The sequence below is a fragment of the Dactylosporangium sp. NPDC051485 genome (assembly GCF_040682015.1).
GTDB lineage: Bacteria > Actinomycetota > Actinomycetes > Mycobacteriales > Micromonosporaceae > Dactylosporangium.
On record NZ_JBFAZW010000085.1, the window covers coordinates 19,339 to 38,242 of the forward strand.

Genomic DNA, 18,904 nt, shown 5'->3' on the forward strand with positions numbered 1-18,904 from the left:
GCATCGGCGGCTGTGACGCTAGGCAAGCCGCGAGGGGCGGAACACCCTTACCGGGCCCCTAACAACGGCGCAATGTACCGAGAATCCCGCGCTCGCTCGACAACCGCGCAGGATCGTATATGATCGGTTAAGCCGCCAGGGCCAACCCCTGAGCCCGGTCATGAAATGCGGGTTACGACAATGTCGCACGTCAATTGCCATGCGTTCACGTGAACTACGCCGTCCATATCGGACGGCGGCGGGACCGAGCGCGCTACCGCGCGGTGCGCAGCGCCATTCCGGCCGCGGCGTCCATGAGCGCGACGTCGGTGCGGCCCCAGTAGATCCAGCACGCCTCGATGAGTCCCTCGTCGCTGGCCCGGATCAGGCCCACGACATTCAGGGTGAGCAGGGTGCGCCGGGGGTTGCGCGGCGCGTCGAGGAAGCCGTGGGCCACCAGCGCCGGCCCGAGCGGGAGGTAGTTCATCTGCACGGTCACCGGCAGCATGGCGTGCCGGCCGTCGCCGGCGGCCACCGGCGTGCCCGGTATGTCATAGGTCTCCGACTCCGCCGCCCGGGTGAAGTGCCCGCGCAGCTCGTCGTGGCCGATCATGGGCCGCGCGCCGACCGGGTCCTCGAAGCGCACGTCCCGGCTGTAGAGCTCCAGCATGTAGTCGACGTCGCCGGTGTTCATGCGCCGGCAGTGCTCGGCCAGCAGGCCGGTGAGCTTCGCATCGGTGAGCATGGATCCCCCAGTGCCGTTTTGCCCGACCCTTGCAGGCGCGGCGGGGGGCTGTCAAGAGCGGGCACGGCGACAACCGTCCACTGTGGAATAGTACCGTGACGGACATTACATATTTACATTGAGCGCTTCGTAACAGGATCGCAACGAGCGATTTCACCGAACGTAGCAAGCGGTCGGACCGGCTCGCGTCAATGCATTCCGGGTGCATCTGTCGCTTACCCGGGTCGAAAAAAGTCCAAAATCTGACGAACCCGGGGCGGTGGTCTCATGTCGCCCCCACCGCGTCCCGTGCGCCGAGATTGGCGGTGGTCCGGGCGTCGCCAGAGCGGCTACCGTATCGAAGGTCGACAGGCCCGAGTGTTCGCGTTCATTCGTCTTGACGAAGAGGCGGCTGTAGATGGCTCTGGTGGAGCGCAAGAATGAGCTCGACACCCTTGAACAGGCTCTGGACGCATGCCTGCGCGGCCACGGCGGCGTCGCGCTGATCTCCGCCCCGGTGGGGTGCGGCAAGACCGCCCTGTGGCACGCGGTGCAGCAGCGGGCGACCCCCGCGGGCGCGGTGTGCCTGTCCGCCACCGGTTCGCGGGTGGAGAGCTCGCTCGCCCTCGGCGTGGTGGACCAGCTCTTCGCCGGCGCCCCCTTCCCGGAGGACCAGCGGGCCCGCACGGGCCGGCTGCTGCGCGAGGGCACGCTGAACGCGATGCTGTACGAGACCGGCGCCGTGCCGCTGGTGAGCGCGGAGGTGTTCGGCGCGCTGACCGAGGCGCTCGTGGAGCTGTCCGAGCGGGTCCCGCTGGTCATCGGCGTCGACGACGTGCACCTCGCCGACGCCGCGTCGCGGCAGTTCCTGCTGTACCTGGCCCGCCGGGTGCACCGGGCCCGCGTGCTCATGGTGCTCACCGAGTGCTTCGGCGCCCAGCCGTCGGACCCGCACTTCCGCGCCGAGCTGGACAGCCAGCGGCACCTGCGCCAGATCCGGGTCGGGGCGCTGTCCCGGGCCGGGGTGGCCGCGCTGGCCGGCGACGGCGCCGCCGAGCTGCACCGCATCAGCGGCGGCAACCCGCGGCTGCTCGCCGCGCTGTTACTGGACCGGCAGGCGGCCGGCGGCACCGAGCCGGTGGCCGTCGCCGACGCGTTCGCCCAGGCGGTGCTCAACTGCCTGTACCGCAGCGACGCCACCGTCCTTCGGGTGGCCCGGATGGCCGCCGTGCTGGACGAGCGGGCACCCCTCGCCGTGCTGGCCGAACTGGCCGAGCTCGACCCCGCGGCGACCGGCGGCGCGCTCGCCGCCGCGGCCGGCATGGGCATCCTGCGCGAGGACCGGTTCCGCCACCCGCAGGCCCGGGCGGCCGTGCTCTACGCCATGCCCGCCCCCGAGCGGGCCGCGCTGCACGAGCGGGCGGCCCGGCTGCTGCACGCCACCGGGGCCGCCGCGGTCCAGGTGGCCCGGCACGCCATCGCGGCAAACCCGGCCGACGGCGCCTGGTCGGTGCCCGTGCTGCGCGACGCCGCCGAGGCCGCCCTGGAGGACGACGACACCGCGCTGGCCCTGGACTGCTGCCGGATGGCCGACCGGATCGGCGCCAACGGGCCACAGCGGACCGCGGTCGCCGCCGCGCTGGTGCGCACCCAGTGGCGGCTCGACCCCTCGGCCGCTGACCGGCCGCTCGGCGAGCTGGTGACCGCGGCCCGGGCCGGGCACCTGAGCGTGCCGCAGGGCCTCGAGCTCATCCGCCACCTGACGTGGCACGGCCAGCCGGATGAGGCGGTCGAGCTGCTGCGCCGCTTCGCCGCCGCGGCCGAGCCCGCCGACGCGCCGGCCGCGATCGAGCTGCAGCTGGTCCGCCAGCAGCTGTGTTACGTCTACCCGGGCCGGGCCGGACAGATCCGCGCGGCCGCCGGGCCCCCGCTGCCCGGGCCCGGCCACGCCGGCGCCGACTGGTCGGTGCGGCTGCAGGCCGGCCGGGTCATCGAGGCGCTGACCACCGGCGCCGCCATCTCGGCCGAGACGCTCGGCGACGCCGAGCACGTGCTGCGCACCGGGCGGCTCACCGACGACACCGTCGGCCTGGCCGCGTACTGCGTGGAGGCCCTCATCGGCGCCGAGCGCCTGGACGCGGCGGCGAGTTGGTGCGACGGGCTGATCCGGGAGGCCGATGCGCGCCGCGCGCCGGTCTGGCGGGCGCTCTTCCGCGCGATCCGGGCCGGCGTCAACCTCCGCCGCGGCAACCTGACCGAGGCCGAGGAGGACTCCCGCGGCGCGCTGACCCAGTTCTCGCCCAAGGGCTGGGGGGTCATCATCGGCTCCCCGCTGGCCACGCTGATCCTCAGCACCTCCATGGCGGGCCACCACGACCAGGCGGTCAACCACCTCAACGTGCGGGTGCCGGCGGCGCTGTTCCAGGCCCGGCCGGGGCTGGCGTACCTGCGCGCCCGCGGCCGCCACCACCTGGCCACCGGCAACTGGCAGGCGGCGCTGAAGGACTTCACCACCTGCCGCGACCTGATGAGCTCCTGGGGGCTGGACCTGCCGACGCTGCTGCCGTGGCGCATCGACCTGGCCGAGGTCTACCTCGCGCTCGGCGACCGGGCCCAGGCCCGCGCGATCCTGCGTGACCAGCTCGAGCGCCTGGGGCCGCACACCGACCGGGTCCGCGGCGCCGTGCTCCGCCTGCTGGCCGACGCCTCCGAGCCGGAGCACCGGGCCGGCCTGCTGCACGACGCCGCGAGCGTGCTCGAGGCCACCGGCGACCACCACCAGCTCATGCTCGTGCGGGCCGAGCTCAAGCTGACCGACCAGCAGCGGCCCTCGCGCGATACGCCGGCCGGGCACAACGTGCTCGGCGGCCACCGCGGCGCCCCGGCGCAGCTGCCGGGCCGGCCGGACCGCGTCGCCGAGCTCAGCGACGCCGAGCTGCGCGTCGCCGCCCTGGCCGCCCGCGGGCACACCAATCCGCAGATCGCGCGCTCGCTCTTCCTCACCGTGAGCACCGTCGAGCAGCATCTGACGCGGGTGTACCGCAAGCTCAACGTGCCCGGGCGGTCCGCGCTGCCGCGGGAGCTGACCCGGCGCAGTCGAGGCTATGGCGGCCTTCCGCGGGCCGTCAGCCCCTAACCCGCCCCTAACTCGCCGCCCGCCCCGGCCGCGGACGGACCCCGGACGGAGGCGCCGCGGTTAGGGGTGTACGCCCCGCCCGGGCCCGCCTTACGTTCTAACCGGTCGAAGCGGGCCTGCTCAGAGCGCCTTCCGGCCGTTCGACGCCCGGTCTGCGGGCCCATCTCGGGCCCGCCCGGGAGCTGGTCCGCAGCCGAGGAGGGTCTGGTGACCGTGACCGCCTTCAGGACGACGATCGCTCCCCCGGTGGGCATCCTCGCCACCGGGTCCTACCTGCCCGCCCACGAGGTTCCCAGCGACGAGGTGGAGCGCCTCGTCGGGGTGGAACCGGGCTGGATCGAGCGCAAGACCCGGATCCGGGCGCGCCGCCGGGCCGCGCCCGAGGAGGCCACCTCCGACCTGGCCGCCCGCGCCGCCGCCAACGCCCTGGCGCAGGCCGGCATCGAGCCGGACCGGATCGACTACCTCGTGGTGAGCACGTCGACCGGCGACCACCCGATGCCGCCGACGTCGAGCCTCGTGCAGAGCGCGCTGTCGGCCTCCCGGGCCGCCTGCTTCGACATCAACGCGGTGTGCAGCGGCTTCGTCTACGCCATGGCGCTGGCCCGCGGGCTGGTGTCGCTGCACCCGGGCGCGCACGCGCTCGTCGTCGGGGCCGACATCTACTCGCGCATCCTGGACTTCGGCGACCGCCGCACGGCCGTGCTGTTCGGCGACGGCGCCGGTGCGGCCGTGCTGGGGCCGGTCCCCGAGGGGTACGGCATCATCGACCTCGACCTGGTCAACCACCGCGGCACCGAGAAGCTCATCCGCATCGAGGCCGGGGGCAGCCGCCGCCCGCCGACGCGGGAGACGGTCGACGCCGGCGAGCACTACTTCCGCATGGACGGCCGCGGCGTGCGCGACTTCGTCATGGAGAACGTGCCGCCGACCCTGGCCGCGCTGGTCGAGCGGGCCGGCTACGGCCTCGACGAGGTCGACCACTTCGTGCCGCACCAGGCCAACGGGGTCCTGCTCGACGAGCTGGTCAAGCGCTGCGGGCTCGCGGGCGCGCGGACACTGCACACCCTGGAGCGGTACGGCAACATCGGCAGCGCCTCGGTGCCGGTGACCCTCGACGAGGTCAACCGGACAGGCTCCCTCACCGACGGCGACCTCGTGCTCCTCGCCGGCTTCGGCGGGGGCATGTCCATCGGCGCCTGCCTGCTGCGCTGGTCAGGCCGCGCTTTCGGGGAGGAGACGCGATGAGCGACATTCAGCGGGTCGGGATCGTGGGCTGCGGCATCATGGGCTCCGGCATCGCCGACGTGTGCGCGAGGCGCGACGTCGACGTGCTGGTCGCCGTGGCCAGCCCGGCGTCGGCGGAGGCCGGCCGCAAGCGGGTGGCCGGCTCGCTCGGCAAGGGCATGCGCAAGGGCACCGTTACCGAGCAGGAGCGCGACGCGGCCCTGTCCCGCATCCGGTTCACCACCGACCTCGGCGACCTAGCCGACCGTCAGCTGGTTATTGAGGCGGTCCGCGAGCACGAGCCGACCAAGCTCGAAATCTTCGCCACCCTCGACAAGGTGGTCGACGACCCCGACGCGATCCTCGCCTCCAACACCTCGGCCATCCCGATCATCCGGCTGGCCCGGGCCACCGGGCGGGCCGCGCAGGTGATCGGCGTGCACTTCTTCAACCCGGTGACCGCGCTGCCACTCGTCGAGCTGGTCGGCTCGCTGCTGACCGCGCCGCAGACCCGCGAGCGGGCCGGGGCGTTCGTGACCACGGTGCTGGGCAAGCAGGTCGTCGCCGCCCCGGACCGGGCCGGCTTCGTCGTCAACGCACTGCTCATCCCGTACCTCGTATCGGCCATCCGGATGGCCGAGGCCGGCCTGGTGACCGTGGAGGCGATCGACAGCGCGATGACGCTCGGCTGCGCCCACCCGGTGGGCCCGCTGCGGCTCGCCGACATGATCGGGCTGGACACCGTCGCCTCCATCGCGTCCTCGCTCTACGAGGAGTCGCACGATCCGAAGGTGGCCCCGCCGCCGTTGCTGCTGCGCATGGTGGAGGCCGGCCTGCTGGGCAAGAAGAGCGGCCAGGGTTTCTACGCGTACTGAGCTCGCCCGGACGAATGATCAAGGATCAGTGCCGCAGATACGGCAGAACGTAGCTGTAACTGTTACAGCGCTCGCGGCGGGGCGGTGGAGCCGCGGACCACCAGTTCGGTGGCCAGCTCGACGTGCAGGGCGTCGAGCTCGTGGCCGCCCATCATGCGCAGGAGCATGGTGACCGCCATGCGCCCGAGCTCGGCCAGGGGCTGGCGGACGGTGGTGAGCATCGGGCTGGTGGCCCGGCTGACCTCGATGTCGTCGAAGCCGACCACCGACAGTTCCGCGGGGACCCGCAGCCCGCGCTCGGCCGCGGCCCGCAGCGCGCCGAGGGCGATCTTGTCGTTGAAGCAGGCCAGGGCGGTCGGCGGCGACGGCAGGTCGAGCAGCTCGCCGGCGGCCGCGTGGCCCTGCTCCTCGTTGGGCTCGGAGACGTTGCGCAGCAGCTCGGGCGGCGGGAGGGCGCCGACGTCGACCAGCGGGGCGATGTAGCCGGCCTGCCGGCCGTCGCTCACCGACCACTCGCGCGGGCCGCCGATGATGCCGATGCGGCGGTGGCCGAGCCCGACCAGGTGGGTCATCACGCTGCGGGCGCCGGCGAAGTGGGCCGAGGACACCGCGACGACGTCGCGCGGCGGCGCGGTGCGCGGGTCGACCACCACGAACGGGAACTGCCGGTCGCGAAGCACCGCCAGGTCCTCGGCCGGCTCCGGCGGCAGGATGAGGATCGCGCCGCGCACGCCGGCCCGCTGGGGCAGCATCGGCAGCGGGCTGCGCCCGGCGGCGTTCTTGCCGGCGTTGAGCACGACGCCCATGCCGTGCAGCTCGACGGTCTCCACGATGGAGGAGACGATCAGCCCGAAGTAGTCGCTGAGCACGTACGGGCAGCGCACGAACACGGTGTCGCCGCCCGCCGCCGGGCCGGAGCGGGCCCGCGGCCCGTGCGCGCCCAGCTTGTGCGCGGCCCGCAGCACCAGGTCGCGGGTCTGCGCGGAGACGTTGGTGTGCCCGTTGAGCACGCGCGAGACGGTGGCCACCGAGACGCCGGTCTCGTCGGCAAGGTCACGGATCGTGGCACGTCTCGGCACGCGCGCAGTATAGGTGACTCAAGAGTTGTTACTTGTTTCATTATGTCTTGCTGTGTTTCGTTGACATGACGCAGCATCGGGTGTTTTCTATGTGACACCCCGCCGTGTACGACCCCCTCACCCGATCACGACCGAGACGCGCCGCCCGCCAGCCGCGCCCGGTCGCGCCGCCCCCGAAAGGGGATCCCCCATGCCCAAAACCAAGCCCAGGGCCCGTCAGGCGGCAATCCTGGCGGCCGTCGCCGCGGCCGCCGTGGCCGCCGCCGTGCTGCCGCAGACGTTCGCCAACGCGGCGAACGAGAGCGTCAACGTCTGGCTGACCACCACCTCCGACGCCGGCGGCCGGACCGTGACCCGCGGCCTGCAGCAGCAGAACTCGATCGCGTTCACCGCCAGCAGTGGCAGCGCCAACCAGACCATCACCGTCAACGATGGCACCACCTACCAGCCGTTCGAGGGCGCCGGCGCGTCGTTCACCGACACCGCCGCCTTCGACATCCGCGGCAGTGGCGCGCTGAGCTCGGCCACCCAGAACGACGTGATGACGAAGCTGTTCAGCCCGACGGCCGGCATCGGCGTCAGCGCGCTGCGCAACGTCATCGGCTCGTCGGACCTGGCCCAGAACAGCTACTCCTACGACACCACCTGCTGCGACCTCAACGACTTCTCGCTGTCGCGCGACGCCGACGTCATGGCGCTGACCAAGCAGGCGAAGAGCCTCAACCCGAGCGGCATCGTCATCGGCTCGCCCTGGTCTGCGCCGCCGTGGATGAAGGACAACAACGCGTACAGCCAGGGGTACCTCCAGGCGCAGTACTACAAGACGTACGCGCAGTACTTCGTGAAGTACATCCAGGGCTACGAGGCCCAGGGCGTGCACATCAACTACGTGACGGAGCAGAACGAGCCCGGTTGCTGCGCCGGCTACCCGTCCATGCAGTGGCCCGTCTCCGGCCTGCAGTCCTTCGCCAAGAACGACCTCCTGCCGGCCCTGCAGGGCGCCGGGCTGAGCACCAAGCTGCTCATCGGCGACTGGAACTTCGACACGTACGACACGTGGGTCTCGCCGCTGATCAACGACTCGGCGATCCGCAACCACCCGAACTTCGGCGGCATCGCCTGGCACGACTACGGCGGCAGCCCGACGCAGATGAGCACGGTGCACAACCAGTTCCCCGGCGTGAACCAGTACTTCACCGAGCACTCCGGCGGCACCTGGGTCAGCAACCAGCAGTCCGAGGACATGTACGACCTGATCGACTACTTCCGCAACTGGGGCCGGTCCTGGACCAAGTGGAGCCTCGCCGTCGACCAGAACATGGGCCCGCACAACGGCGGCTGCGGCACCTGCACCGGCCTGATCACGGTGCACCGCGGCGACTCGCGCAGCGGCCAGGTCGACTACACCATCGAGTACTACACGATGGGCCACCTGACCAAGTTCGTCCGGCCCGGCGCCGTGCGCATCGACTCGACCGCGAACACCACCATCCCCAACGTGGCCTTCAAGAACCCGGACGGCTCGAAGGCCCTCATCGCCTTCAACTCCAGCGGCTCGACGCAGACCCTGAAGGTCAACTGGGGCGGCCAGTCGTTCACCTACAGCCTGCCGACCAAGACCTCGGCGACGTTCACCTGGAGCGGGACCACCAGCGGCGGGGGCGGTGGCGGGGGCGGCAGCACGCGCACGGGCGCCATCACGGGCCTCGGTGGCAAGTGCGTCGACATCGCCGCGGCGAACTCCGCCAATGGCACCGCGGTGCAGCTGTACACCTGCAACGGCAGCACCGCCCAGCAGTGGACCGTCGGCAACGCCGACAACAGCGTCCGCGCGCTCGGCAAGTGCCTTGACGTCACCTCCGCCGGCACCGCCGACGGCACGCCCGTGCAGATCTACGACTGCAACGGCAGCGCCGCCCAGCAGTGGACGGCCAACGCCGGGAAGCTCGTGAACACCGGCTCCGGCAAGTGCCTGGATGTCACTGGCAACAGCAGCGCGGACGGCACCCGCCTGCAGATCTGGACCTGCTTCGGCGGCGCCAACCAGCTCTGGACGCTGCCCTCCTAGACGTTCGTCGACCCGGCGCGGCGGCGCCCACCAACCCTGGGCGCCGCCCCCACCCCACCCCTAGTCGTCCGCCTGTCCAACCGGAGGAACTGTCCATGCCCCGATCTCGCTCCCGGAGGCTGCCGCTCATCGCGGCGCTCGGCGCGCTGCCGCTGGTGACCGCCGGCGTCATGTTCGCCAACATCGGTGCAGCCTCGGCCGCCGCCAACCCCGGCCCGGGCTTCCCCGCCCACTACGCCGCGCCGTACGCGGAGATGTGGAACAACCCGTCCACCCTGATGGCCGCCTACAACGCGACCGGCAACAAGTACTACACGCTGGCCTTCGTCATCAGCCAGGGCACCTGTAACGCCACCATCAACGGCAGCACCCCGGTTACCGACGCCGGCTGGAACAACGCCGTCAACAGCCTGCGCGCGGTCGGCGGCGACGTCATCGTGTCGTTCGGTGGCGCGGGCGGCGACGAGCTCGCCTCGTGCAGCACGGTCGCGGCGATGCAGGCGCAGTACAAGAAGGTCATCGACCAGTTCAACCTGACCCGCATCGACCTCGACATCGAGGGCTCGACGCTGAACAACACGGCCGCCAACGACCGGCGCAACACCGCGCTGGCCAACCTGCAGCAGGACTACGCCGCCCAGGGCAAGACGCTCGCGGTCGACTACACGCTGCCGGTCAGCCCGAGCGGCCTGGAGTCCAACGGCATCGCCCTGCTGCAGAACGCCAAGAGCCACAACCTCAACGTCAACCTGGTCAACATCATGACCATGGACTACGGGCCGGCGATGGACATGGGCCAGGCCGCCATCAACGCCGCCACCGGCCTGCGTAACCAGCTCGGGCAGATCTGGACCAACAAGACCGACGCGCAGCTGTGGGCCATGGAGGGCAACTGCCCGATGATCGGCGTGAACGACACCAGCGCCGAGGTCTTCACCGTCCAGAACGCCCAGGCGCTCGAGTCCTTCGCCGCCAGCAAGGGCATCCAGCAGCTCACGTTCTGGGCGCTGGGCCGGGACAACCAGGGCCAGAGCGGGACGCCGCAGAGCAACTACCAGTTCACGAACATCTTCAAGGCGATCACCGGCGGCACCACCACCCCGCCGCCGACCACCACGCCGCCGACCACGCCCCCGGCCGGCAGCACCACGCCGATCCACGGCTACGGCGGCAAGTGCGTCGACGTGGCCTCCGCCAGCTCCGCCAACGGCACCAAGGTGCAGCTCTACACCTGCAACGGCACCACCGCCCAGCAGTGGACCCGCACCGGCAACACCTTCCGGTCCCTGGGCAAGTGCATGGACGTGACGTCGGCCGGCACCGCCAACGGCACCAAGGTGCAACTCTGGGACTGCAACGGCTCGAACGCCCAGAACTGGACCCTCGGCGCCAACGGCAGCCTGGTCAACACCGGCTCGGGCAAGTGCCTGGACGTCACCGACTGGAGCACCGCCGACGGCAACCAGCTGCAGATCTGGACCTGCGGCGGCACCGCCAACCAGTCCTGGACGCTCGGCTGATCCCGTAGTTCGCAAGCGCAGCCCGTCCGCCCGGTGTGGCGGGCGGGCCGCGCTGTGCCAGACCCGCAAAAGATAGACCTTGGTACATCAGGGTCATATGCCGTAAAGTGGTCGGCGGGACCGGCGTCTTCCCCCGTGGATGCCGGTCCCTTTTACGTACCGCCTTCAGCCCGATTGATCGGGCGCGACCTTCCCGCCGACCCCTCCTAGCTTGCCCGTCTCGCCGCCGGCTCCTCCACCGCGGCCAAGGCCTCGTGAAGGCCCGTCCGGGACCGCTCGGCGAGCGCGCCCAGTTCCTCGGCGCCGGGCACTCTCGCGACGTGCGGCCCGAGTTCGGCGAGCAGGCCCGCGGCGGCCATGGCGAGCCGACCGGCCGGCGCCAGATCGTCCTCGCCCAGCATCATCTTGATCTCGCCGCCGAGGCAGGCCAGCGCCGCGTCACCGGTCACGTCCGGCAGGTGGCCGGCCAGGCTCGGCGGGTCCGGCGCCCGCATCCGATGCTCCCGCAGCGCCCCGACGACGGGCCGCCGGTCACCGAACCGGTCCAGCAGCGCCACCAGCGTGAGCACCCGGGCGATCAGCTGCGGCCGGCCCGGGAACTTGTCCAGCCAGGCCAGCAGCTCCGCGTCGCCGCCGCAGTGCTGCATGACCTGACGCATGGCGGAGGCGATCGGGGTGCACGGCGGCTCCGGCTGCCCGATCACGGCCGCAACCTGGTCGGCCAGGACGGCCTCACGCGCGGACTCGAGCCGCCCGCGCCTGAACGCGTGTACCGCCCCGATGTCGACGCCCTCGTAACCGCTCGGACCGCCGGGCGGGGCGAGCCGTTCCGGACTGCGGGGGCCACTCGCCGGCGGGGCGTAGCCGGAACTCTCGACTCCGGAATCCGCGAGGTTGCTGACCAGCTCGGCTTCGTCCGGGCCTGCATCGGGGGCTCTGTCTGGTTTCCTATGTGACGTGGTCACCCGCGGGCGCCTACCCGCTCCCCGGCCCGCCAAACCCTCAGAGGATCACGCGGCTGCGACGCACGCACGCTTCTCCCACGTCAGTTCGGTGCGGTCAGCCGCCGATGTGGTCCGCCGGCGCGGTCTGCAGCAGCCAGGCCAACGGCATCTTGGCCGTCACTTCGTAGGTTCCGTCCGAGCCGAGCCGGTGCAGCGTCAACGTCTGCGCAGCGTCCCGCGCCACCATCCAGTACTGCCCAATACCGGCCGCCGCGTACTCCGGCACCTTGGCGCCCTGGTCGATGGCCTCCGAGCCCCGCGACACGATCTCGATGACGAGAAGGAGATCGCCGCCGAGGTGGCATTGATCGAATGGACACGTGCTGCCACCAGACCCGAAGTGGTACGGGCACCACAGGCACGCCATATACAGGTACACGGATCGAATGTCGTGATAGCACGCTCACCTGGAAATGGGCGTTGTACGACAGTGGAGGGCGTCAATGACGCATCCACACTCAAGGAGCAGAGATGCAGCACCGCAACACGTTGCGCCGGCTGGCCCTGGTCGCCGGCCTCGCGCTGGGCCTCGGCCTCGCGGTACTGGCCAGCCCGGCGCAGGCGTCGGTTGCCTACCCGCCTGGCCCAACCATCATCGGTCCCGAAATCTGAGTCCGTCCCGCACCCGGACCGCCCGCCCATTGCCTATCTTGGGACGGCGGTCCGGCGCCGAAGTGACCGCTACCGCCCAGATTTCTGCACCGTGCCGGTAGAGCCAGGTGCATCGTCGGCGAACGAGACTTCATTCGCCGACGATGCACCTGGGGGCGACTGGCTAGGAGCGGTACGCGCGGATCTGGGGCTGGCCGGTCAGTGGGATCGACAAGCTTTCTTGGTTGCCGGCGCGGTCGAATTCCACGTCTGTCGATGCGTTGGTGACCTTGATGCAGAAGAGACGGTCGGCTCCGGTGAGGATGATCTGGATTGATCCGCTGGGGGGTGCAGTCCTGCCGAGGTCGACCTCCTTGCCGGTGGTCAGGTCGACGATCTTCGTCGCATTGCGGACCGTGCTCGGGTCACTGTTGCGGAAGCTGACCCCGACATAGCGGCCGTCATTGGAGACGCTTTGGACTGAGAAGCCGCCGGTGCAGCAGTTGATGTCGTAAGGGACTCGCTTGGTGACCTTGCCGGCCGCGGTGGCGACGACGATCTCGCCTTGCTCGCCGTAGGCGACGTAGGCGCCGTTCGCCGACCATGCCAGGTAGCCACCCCAGGTCGCCGGTGCGGCGGTGGTTTCGCCGGTGCTCACGTTGACGATGTTCACGTCAACCGCGTTTCCGCGTACCACACTTACGACCAGCCCACGCGAGTCGGGCATCCACTTCGGACCGGAGCCTCCGTCGCACCGGACCGGGCCGCTCATGACGACCTTCTGCCCGCGGTCGCGCAGCGATGCCACGACGAGCGCTCCGCCATTGATCGCCTGGTTGTCGCCCTCGACCCACGCCACCGAGGCGCCGTCCGGTGAGAACACGATGGACTGGCGTGCGCAGTCGTGCTGTCCCACTGGACCCTGCAGCGTCGCCGTACGCAGGGTGCCGTCGGCCAGCACGTTGATCTTGATTGGTTCGGTGCTGCCGGTGGTCGCTCCCGTCAGGTAATACAGCGTGCCGGGCAGCGACGATTTGCCGCTCGACGTCGTCCACGGGCCCAACGTGAGTTTGGCTGATACGTTCGACGCGCCTGGCGTGCCCGATCCCGCCGCGCCGCTGGGTGCCGTCGAGCCGGTGGGCGTCGGGGATGCCTCGGGGCGTGTGGTGCCGGTGTTCGAGACGGTTGGTGTTGTGCCCGGCGTGGCGCTGTCGCTGGGGTGCGGCGCCAACGCGAAGGCGGCGCCACTGGTCGCGAGAACCGCGAAGGCCGCGAACGAGACCAGGACTGCCCGGCGCTGCGATTGCCGCTTCGAGCCGCGCAGCACTCGGCCGTGCAGGTCTACCGGCGTGGCGAGGTCCGCGATCTCGGCCAGGTCGGCGTGGAACTGCTGCGAGTTGAGGCCGTTCATCGGGACACCCCCGTAAAGTAGAACTCGTCCAATTCGGGTGCGATCACGCGAAGCCGCGCCAACGCTTTCGCTGTCTGGCTCTTGATAGTGCCGACCGAGACTCCCATCAGTTCGGCCGCCTCAACCTCGCTGCGGTCCTCGAAGAAGCGCAGCACCAGGACCGCCCGCTGGCGGTTGGTCAGCCGCAGCAGCGCTGCCTGCAGGGTGACGCGCACTGCCGTGGCGTTCGCGTGGTCACCGGCGTCTGATCCACCCCGACGGGCGCCTCGCATCGCATCCGCCACATCTTCGGCCAAGCGCTCCACGACCTTGCCCCGCCGCCACCAGGCGACTTGCTGGTGGTACATGATCTTTCGCGTGTACGCCTCGGCATTGCCGGCGTGGTGCAGGCGTTGCCATGATCGATGCGTGTGGATCAACGCATTCTGTACCAGATCTTCCGCGAGGTGCTGGTCCCCAGTGAGCAGGAACGCTGACCGCAACAGCGACGGCGTGCGGGCCCGCACGAAATCGTCGAACTCGTCGGCCAAGGCATCCACGCCGACCAACCTCTTTCTGCCCGAATTGGCCAATTGGACTGGATCTGCTCCGGCTACCACCGCTGACGACGCTGCCACCACGGTCCTCCTTCCGTAAGGTCGATGAACGGTGGGCGCCGGCCGGCATGCCCGTGTTGTTGTGTGTTGATAGATGCAAATCGAGTCGGCCGGCGTTGCCGGCACCGGCAGGCTTTTTCGCCAACCGCTGTCCGAAAACTGACGCGGACCGCCGCTTCTGCCAGCCGGGTGGAGGCGGTGGTACGGAGGACTTGTCTCAACGCGGGCCGACCAGCCACCGCCTCGACCCGTGGATCGCCTACGCCGACACTCGGCTTGCCGGCACGACGCCTCCTCCGAGATGGCCACCGTCGAGCGACGGGCTCTCCGGACGTGATCCGGCGGCGGGCGAGCGGCTCGATCAACAGAGAGCGCTCTCTCGTTCTGATGCCAACCAGCCGTCGATGGCCTTCCCAATGACAGATGTCTCTGCTTAACTTATCCACACCCACTGAGAGAGCGCTCTCCCACCGCTGAGGAGGCGACGCCCCCACACCCGATTTCCATGTTGTTCCGCCGGTCGCCGCCGCTACGGTGCTCGGCTCGGCACTCGCGGCCTTCGGCGAGGCACGGGTGTCAACGACCTCATCCAGACGCGATCGGTGCGCGTCTTTCGTGGTTCCCCTCTGGAGAGGTGTACATCCGATCATGATTCGCAGAGTGCTGCTCTGCGTCGCCGTCGTGCTCGCCGGGGTAGGCATCAACATCGCCCCGGCGTTCGCTGCCGACTTCTCGGTGCTGATCTTCAGCAAGACCGCGGGGTTCCGGCACGACTCGATCCCGGCGGGCATCGCCGCGATCCAGCAGCTCGGCACGCAGAACAACTTCACGGTCGAAGCGACCGAGGACGCCACGCAGTTCAACGACGCCAACCTGGCCCGATTCAAGGCGGTCATCTGGCTTTCGACGACGGCCGACGTGCTCGACGCCAACCAGCAGGCGTCGTTCGAGCGCTACATCCGGGCCGGCGGCGGCTACGTCGGCGTGCACGCCGCGGCCGACACCGAGTACGACTGGGCCTGGTACGGCGGCCTGGTGGGCGCGTACTTCTCGAGCCACCCGGCGATCCAGCCGGTGCGGGTTCGGATCGAGGACACGACCCACCCCTCGACGGCCGGGCTGCCGGCGACCTGGAACCGGACCGACGAGCTGTACAACTATCGCACCAACCCGCGGTCGACCACGCACGTGCTGGCCAACCTGGACGAGACCAGCTACACGGGCGGCACCATGAACAACGACCACCCGATCTCGTGGTGCCGTGCGTATGACGGCGGTCGCTCGTGGTACACCGGCCTCGGACACACCCAGGAGAGCTACACCGAGGCCAACTTCCGCACCCACCTGCTCGGCGGCATCCGCTACGCGGCGCAGGGCGTCGGCAACTGCACGGTCGGCACCCAGCCGCCGCAGGCCGGCACCTTCTCGCAGGTGACGCTGGCCAAGGGCGTGGCCGAGACGGGCGAGCCGATGGGGCTCACCGTCCTGCCCAACCGCGGCGTGCTGCACACCTCACGCGACGGCGTCATCCGCTACACCGACGTCAACGGCAACACCAAGGTGGCGGGGCAGCTGGCGGTGTACAGCCACGACGAGGAGGGCCTGCAGAGCATCAAGGCGGATCCGAACTTCGCCAGCAACCACTGGGTGTACGTGTACTACGCGCCGCCGCTGAGCACCCCGGGCGGCGACTCGCCGGCGACGGGCACGGCGGCGCAGTTCGCCCCGTTCAACGGCTCCAACAAGCTGGCCCGGTTCACCGTGCGGGACGACAACACGATCGACCTGAACTCGCAGGTGACGGTCCTGGACGTGCCGACCAGCCGGGGCCAGTGCTGCCACGTCGGTGGTGACATCGACTTCGACGCCGCCGGCAACCTCTACCTGTCCACCGGCGACGACACCAACCCGTTCGACTCGGGCGGCTATGCGCCGCTGGACGAGCGGGCCGACCACAACCCCGCGTTCGACGCGCAGCGCACCGCCGGCAACAGCAACGACCTGCGCGGCAAGGTGCTGCGGATCAAGCCGGGCGCAACGGGTGGCTACACCATCCCGGCCGGCAACATGTTCGCCCCGGGCACGGCGAAGACCCGTCCCGAGATCTACGCGATGGGCTTCCGCAACCCGTTCCGGATGAGCGTCGACAAGGCCACCGGGGTCGTCTACCTCGGTGACTACGGCCCCGACGCCGGCACCGCCGACCCGCAGCGCGGGCCGGCCGGCACGGTGGCGTTCGACCGGATCACCGGGCCGGGCTTCTTCGGCTGGCCGTACTGCTCCAACTACAACACCCCCTACCAGGAGTACACATTCCCCTCCGGTCCGTCGGCCGGCCCGTACAACTGTGCCGGTGGGCCGACCAACAACTCACCGAACAACACGGGCATCACCACCCTCCCGCCGTCACAGCCGGGCTGGCTGCCGTACGGCGGCGCGGGACCCTGGCGGCCCGAGCTGGGCGGCGGCGGACCGATGGGCGGACCGGTCTACAACTTCGACCCGGCGCTGGTCTCCGACGTAAAGTTCCCGGCGTCGTACAACGGGAAGGTCTTCCTCGGCGAGTTCACCAGCCGCTGGATCAAGACGGCCACCCTGAACGCCAACGGCACGGCCGGCGCGATCGACTCCTTCCCGTGGTCCGGAACCGCGATCATGGACATGGAGTTCGGGCCGGACGGCGCCCTGTACGTCCTCGACTACGGCACCGGCTGGTTCGGCGGCGACGCCAACTCGGCCCTCTACCGCATCGAGTACAACAGCGGCGGCAACCGGGCCCCGATCGCCCAGGCCAGCGCCACCCCGAGCGCCGGCGCGGCGCCGCTGACCGTGCAGTTCAGCTCGGCCGGCACCAACGACCCGGACGGTGACGCGATCACCTATGCCTGGGACTTCACCAGCGACGGCACGACGGACTCGACGGCGGCCAACCCGACGTTCACCTACGCCGCCAACGGGGAGTACACCGCGACGCTGACGGTCCGGGACACCGGCGGGCGGATATCAACGGCCAGCGTCGTCGTCGGGGTCGGCCGGCCGTCGGTCACGCTGATCACGCCAGTCAACGGGTCCCTGTTCAAGTTCGGGGACGCGGTGCCCTTCCAGGTCCAGGTCACCGACCCGAACGGCACCGTCGACTGCAACCGGGTGACGGTCAGCTACATCCTGGGTCACGACAGCCACGGCCACCCGATCACCAGTAAGACCGGCTGCAACGGGACGATCCAGACCAGCGTGGACGGTGAGCACGACGCGTCGTCGAACGTCTTCGGGGTGATCAACGCGCAGTACACCCCGGCGACCGGCAGCGCGGTGCAGGACCAGCGGGTCCTGCAGCCGCTGACCCGCCAGGCCGAGCACTTCGGCTCGATGAGCGGCGTCCAGTTGGCCGCCAAGGCGAGCGCGCACGGCGGCAACGCCGTCGGGTTCATCGAGAACGGTGACTGGATCTCGTTCAACCCCTACAACCTGGCCGGCGCCACCGGCTTTTCGGCGCGGGTCGCCTCCGCCGGCATCGGCGGGACGATCACGCTGCGGACCGACTCGCCGACCGGACCGGTGGTGGGCACGGCGCAGGTCGCCCCGACCGGCGGCTGGGAGACCTGGGCCGACGTGACGGGGACGGTGACCCCGCCGTCCGGGTCGCATCAGCTGTACCTGGTCTTCACCGGCGGTACCACCGGCTCGCTCTTCGACATCGACGACTTCACGTTCACGACCGGCACGACGCAGCCCCCGTCGGGGAACCTGGCGTTGAACCGGCCGGTGACGGCGTCGAGCGTGGAGAACGCCGGCACCCCGGCCTCGGCCGCAGTGGACGGCTCCCTCACCACCCGCTGGTCGAGCGCGTTCAGCGATCCGCAGTGGATTCAGGTCGACCTGGGTCAGCCGACGTCGATCGACCGGGTGAAGCTGACCTGGGAGGCCGCGTACGGCAAGAACTACACGATCCAGACCTCGCCCGACGGCACGAACTGGACAACGGTCCGCACAATCACCAACGGAGACGGCGGGGTGGACGACAACACCGCCCTCGCCGCCACCGGCCGATACGTACGAATCAACGCCACCGCTCGCGGTACCGCATACGGCTACTCGCTCTTCGAGTTCGAGGTCTACGGCGGCACCACCCCACCGCCGCCGACCGGAAACCTGGCACTGAGCCGCCCGGCGACGGCGTCGAGCGTGGAGAACGCCGGCACCCCAGCGACCGCCGCGGTCGACGGCAACGCAACCACCCGCTGGTCAAGCGCGTTCAGCGACCCGCAGTGGATCCAGGTCGACCTGGGTCAGCCGACGTCGATCGACCGGGTGAAGCTGACCTGGGAGGCCGCGTACGGCAAGAACTACACGATCCAGACCTCGCCCGACGGCACGAACTGGACAACGGTCCGCACAATCACCAACGGAGACGGCGGGGTGGACGACAACACCGCCCTCGCCGCCACCGGCCGGTACGTACGGATCAACGCCACCGCTCGCGGTACCGCATACGGCTACTCGCTCTTCGAGTTCGAGATCTACGCCTAGCCCGCAAACCCGCACCAAGCGCGGAGGGCCCGCCCCGGGCCCTCCGCGCCCACCCGTCGAGGGGCTGCGGCTGAGCGCAAACCCGACCAGCGCACCCACCGCCCCCACCGCAGCTGGGACGGCATGCGTGAACCAAACCCGACCAGCGCACCCACCCCCGACGA

General features: G+C 70.4%; 13 protein-coding genes. 7 read left to right on the forward strand and 6 right to left on the reverse strand.

The annotated features are described in order from the left end of the window. Nucleotides 1-253: 253 nt before the first annotated feature. Nucleotides 254-724 (reverse strand): nuclear transport factor 2 family protein, encoded by a 471-nt coding sequence (locus tag AB0M46_RS36600; RefSeq protein WP_363343831.1) that lies wholly within the window; start codon nucleotides 722-724, stop codon nucleotides 254-256. Nucleotides 725-1,121: 397 nt separating this feature from the next. Between AB0M46_RS36600 and AB0M46_RS36605 the strand changes: the two genes are divergently transcribed. The 3 genes from AB0M46_RS36605 to AB0M46_RS36615 all read left to right on the forward strand — a co-directional run bounded on the left by AB0M46_RS36605 (nucleotide 1,122) and on the right by AB0M46_RS36615 (nucleotide 5,941). Continuing rightward, nucleotides 1,122-3,839: an AAA family ATPase gene (locus AB0M46_RS36605; protein ID WP_363343833.1), complete on the forward strand. Its 2,718-nt coding sequence runs from the start codon at nucleotides 1,122-1,124 to the stop codon at nucleotides 3,837-3,839. A 207-nt stretch (nucleotides 3,840-4,046) separates the two neighbouring features. After that, nucleotides 4,047-5,087, forward strand: coding sequence for a ketoacyl-ACP synthase III (locus AB0M46_RS36610; RefSeq protein ID WP_363343835.1), 1,041 nt, complete (start codon nucleotides 4,047-4,049; stop codon nucleotides 5,085-5,087). Further along, nucleotides 5,084-5,941, forward strand: coding sequence for a 3-hydroxybutyryl-CoA dehydrogenase (locus AB0M46_RS36615; RefSeq protein ID WP_363343837.1), 858 nt, complete (start codon nucleotides 5,084-5,086; stop codon nucleotides 5,939-5,941). The genes AB0M46_RS36610 and AB0M46_RS36615 overlap by 4 nt, the downstream gene beginning before the upstream one ends. Before the next feature lie 62 nt (nucleotides 5,942-6,003). Here AB0M46_RS36615 and AB0M46_RS36620 read toward each other — a convergent pair whose 3' ends face one another. After that, nucleotides 6,004-7,020, reverse strand: coding sequence for a substrate-binding domain-containing protein (locus AB0M46_RS36620; protein ID WP_363343839.1), 1,017 nt, complete (start codon nucleotides 7,018-7,020; stop codon nucleotides 6,004-6,006). 190 nt (nucleotides 7,021-7,210) lie between these two features. Between AB0M46_RS36620 and AB0M46_RS36625 the strand changes: the two genes are divergently transcribed. Continuing rightward, nucleotides 7,211-9,088, forward strand: coding sequence for a ricin-type beta-trefoil lectin domain protein (locus tag AB0M46_RS36625; protein WP_363343841.1), 1,878 nt, complete (start codon nucleotides 7,211-7,213; stop codon nucleotides 9,086-9,088). A gap of 95 nt (nucleotides 9,089-9,183) precedes the next feature. After that, on the forward strand, nucleotides 9,184-10,608 hold the full coding sequence (locus AB0M46_RS36630) for a ricin-type beta-trefoil lectin domain protein (protein WP_363343843.1): 1,425 nt from the start codon (nucleotides 9,184-9,186) through the stop codon (nucleotides 10,606-10,608). A gap of 206 nt (nucleotides 10,609-10,814) precedes the next feature. Here AB0M46_RS36630 and AB0M46_RS36635 read toward each other — a convergent pair whose 3' ends face one another. Together AB0M46_RS36635 and AB0M46_RS36640 are read right to left on the reverse strand one after the other, a co-directional pair. Continuing rightward, nucleotides 10,815-11,312, reverse strand: coding sequence for a hypothetical protein (locus AB0M46_RS36635; protein ID WP_363343845.1), 498 nt, complete (start codon nucleotides 11,310-11,312; stop codon nucleotides 10,815-10,817). Nucleotides 11,313-11,667: 355 nt separating this feature from the next. Beyond that, complete coding sequence (locus tag AB0M46_RS36640; protein ID WP_363343847.1) at nucleotides 11,668-11,991, reverse strand: Uma2 family endonuclease; 324 nt, start codon at nucleotides 11,989-11,991, stop codon at nucleotides 11,668-11,670. Nucleotides 11,992-12,083: 92 nt separating this feature from the next. On the opposite strand from AB0M46_RS36640, the gene AB0M46_RS36645 reads away from it, so the two are divergent. After that, nucleotides 12,084-12,224 carry a hypothetical protein gene (locus AB0M46_RS36645; RefSeq protein WP_363343849.1) on the forward strand — a complete coding sequence of 47 codons (141 nt, stop codon included), beginning with the start codon at nucleotides 12,084-12,086 and terminating at the stop codon, nucleotides 12,222-12,224. Nucleotides 12,225-12,387: 163 nt separating this feature from the next. Here AB0M46_RS36645 and AB0M46_RS36650 read toward each other — a convergent pair whose 3' ends face one another. Both AB0M46_RS36650 and AB0M46_RS36655 read right to left on the reverse strand, forming a co-directional pair. Next, nucleotides 12,388-13,614, reverse strand: a complete 1,227-nt coding sequence (locus AB0M46_RS36650; protein WP_363343851.1) for a hypothetical protein — start codon at nucleotides 13,612-13,614, stop codon at nucleotides 12,388-12,390. After that, nucleotides 13,611-14,153 carry a SigE family RNA polymerase sigma factor gene (locus AB0M46_RS36655; RefSeq protein ID WP_363343853.1) on the reverse strand — a complete coding sequence of 181 codons (543 nt, stop codon included), beginning with the start codon at nucleotides 14,151-14,153 and terminating at the stop codon, nucleotides 13,611-13,613. The genes AB0M46_RS36650 and AB0M46_RS36655 overlap by 4 nt, the downstream gene beginning before the upstream one ends. A 705-nt stretch (nucleotides 14,154-14,858) precedes the next feature. On the opposite strand from AB0M46_RS36655, the gene AB0M46_RS36660 reads away from it, so the two are divergent. Next, the gene (locus tag AB0M46_RS36660; protein WP_363343855.1) at nucleotides 14,859-18,740 is read left to right on the forward strand and encodes a ThuA domain-containing protein; all 3,882 of its coding nucleotides are present in this window, start codon (nucleotides 14,859-14,861) and stop codon (nucleotides 18,738-18,740) included. Nucleotides 18,741-18,904 lie beyond the last annotated feature (164 nt).

Excerpts from the sequence above, each read along its gene's own strand:
- AB0M46_RS36630 (WP_363343843.1), top strand. The coding sequence starts at position 9,184 with ATGCCCCGATCTCGCTCCCGGAGGCTGCCGCTCATCGCGGCGCTCGGC.
- AB0M46_RS36625 (WP_363343841.1), top strand. The coding sequence starts at position 7,211 with ATGCCCAAAACCAAGCCCAGGGCCCGTCAGGCGGCAATCCTGGCGGCC.
- AB0M46_RS36650 (WP_363343851.1), bottom strand. The coding sequence starts at position 13,614 with ATGAACGGCCTCAACTCGCAGCAGTTCCACGCCGACCTGGCCGAGATC.
- AB0M46_RS36600 (WP_363343831.1), bottom strand. The coding sequence starts at position 724 with ATGCTCACCGATGCGAAGCTCACCGGCCTGCTGGCCGAGCACTGCCGG.
- AB0M46_RS36660 (WP_363343855.1), top strand. The coding sequence starts at position 14,859 with ATGATTCGCAGAGTGCTGCTCTGCGTCGCCGTCGTGCTCGCCGGGGTA.
- AB0M46_RS36645 (WP_363343849.1), top strand. The coding sequence starts at position 12,084 with ATGCAGCACCGCAACACGTTGCGCCGGCTGGCCCTGGTCGCCGGCCTC.
- AB0M46_RS36615 (WP_363343837.1), top strand. The coding sequence starts at position 5,084 with ATGAGCGACATTCAGCGGGTCGGGATCGTGGGCTGCGGCATCATGGGC.
- AB0M46_RS36605 (WP_363343833.1), top strand. The coding sequence starts at position 1,122 with ATGGCTCTGGTGGAGCGCAAGAATGAGCTCGACACCCTTGAACAGGCT.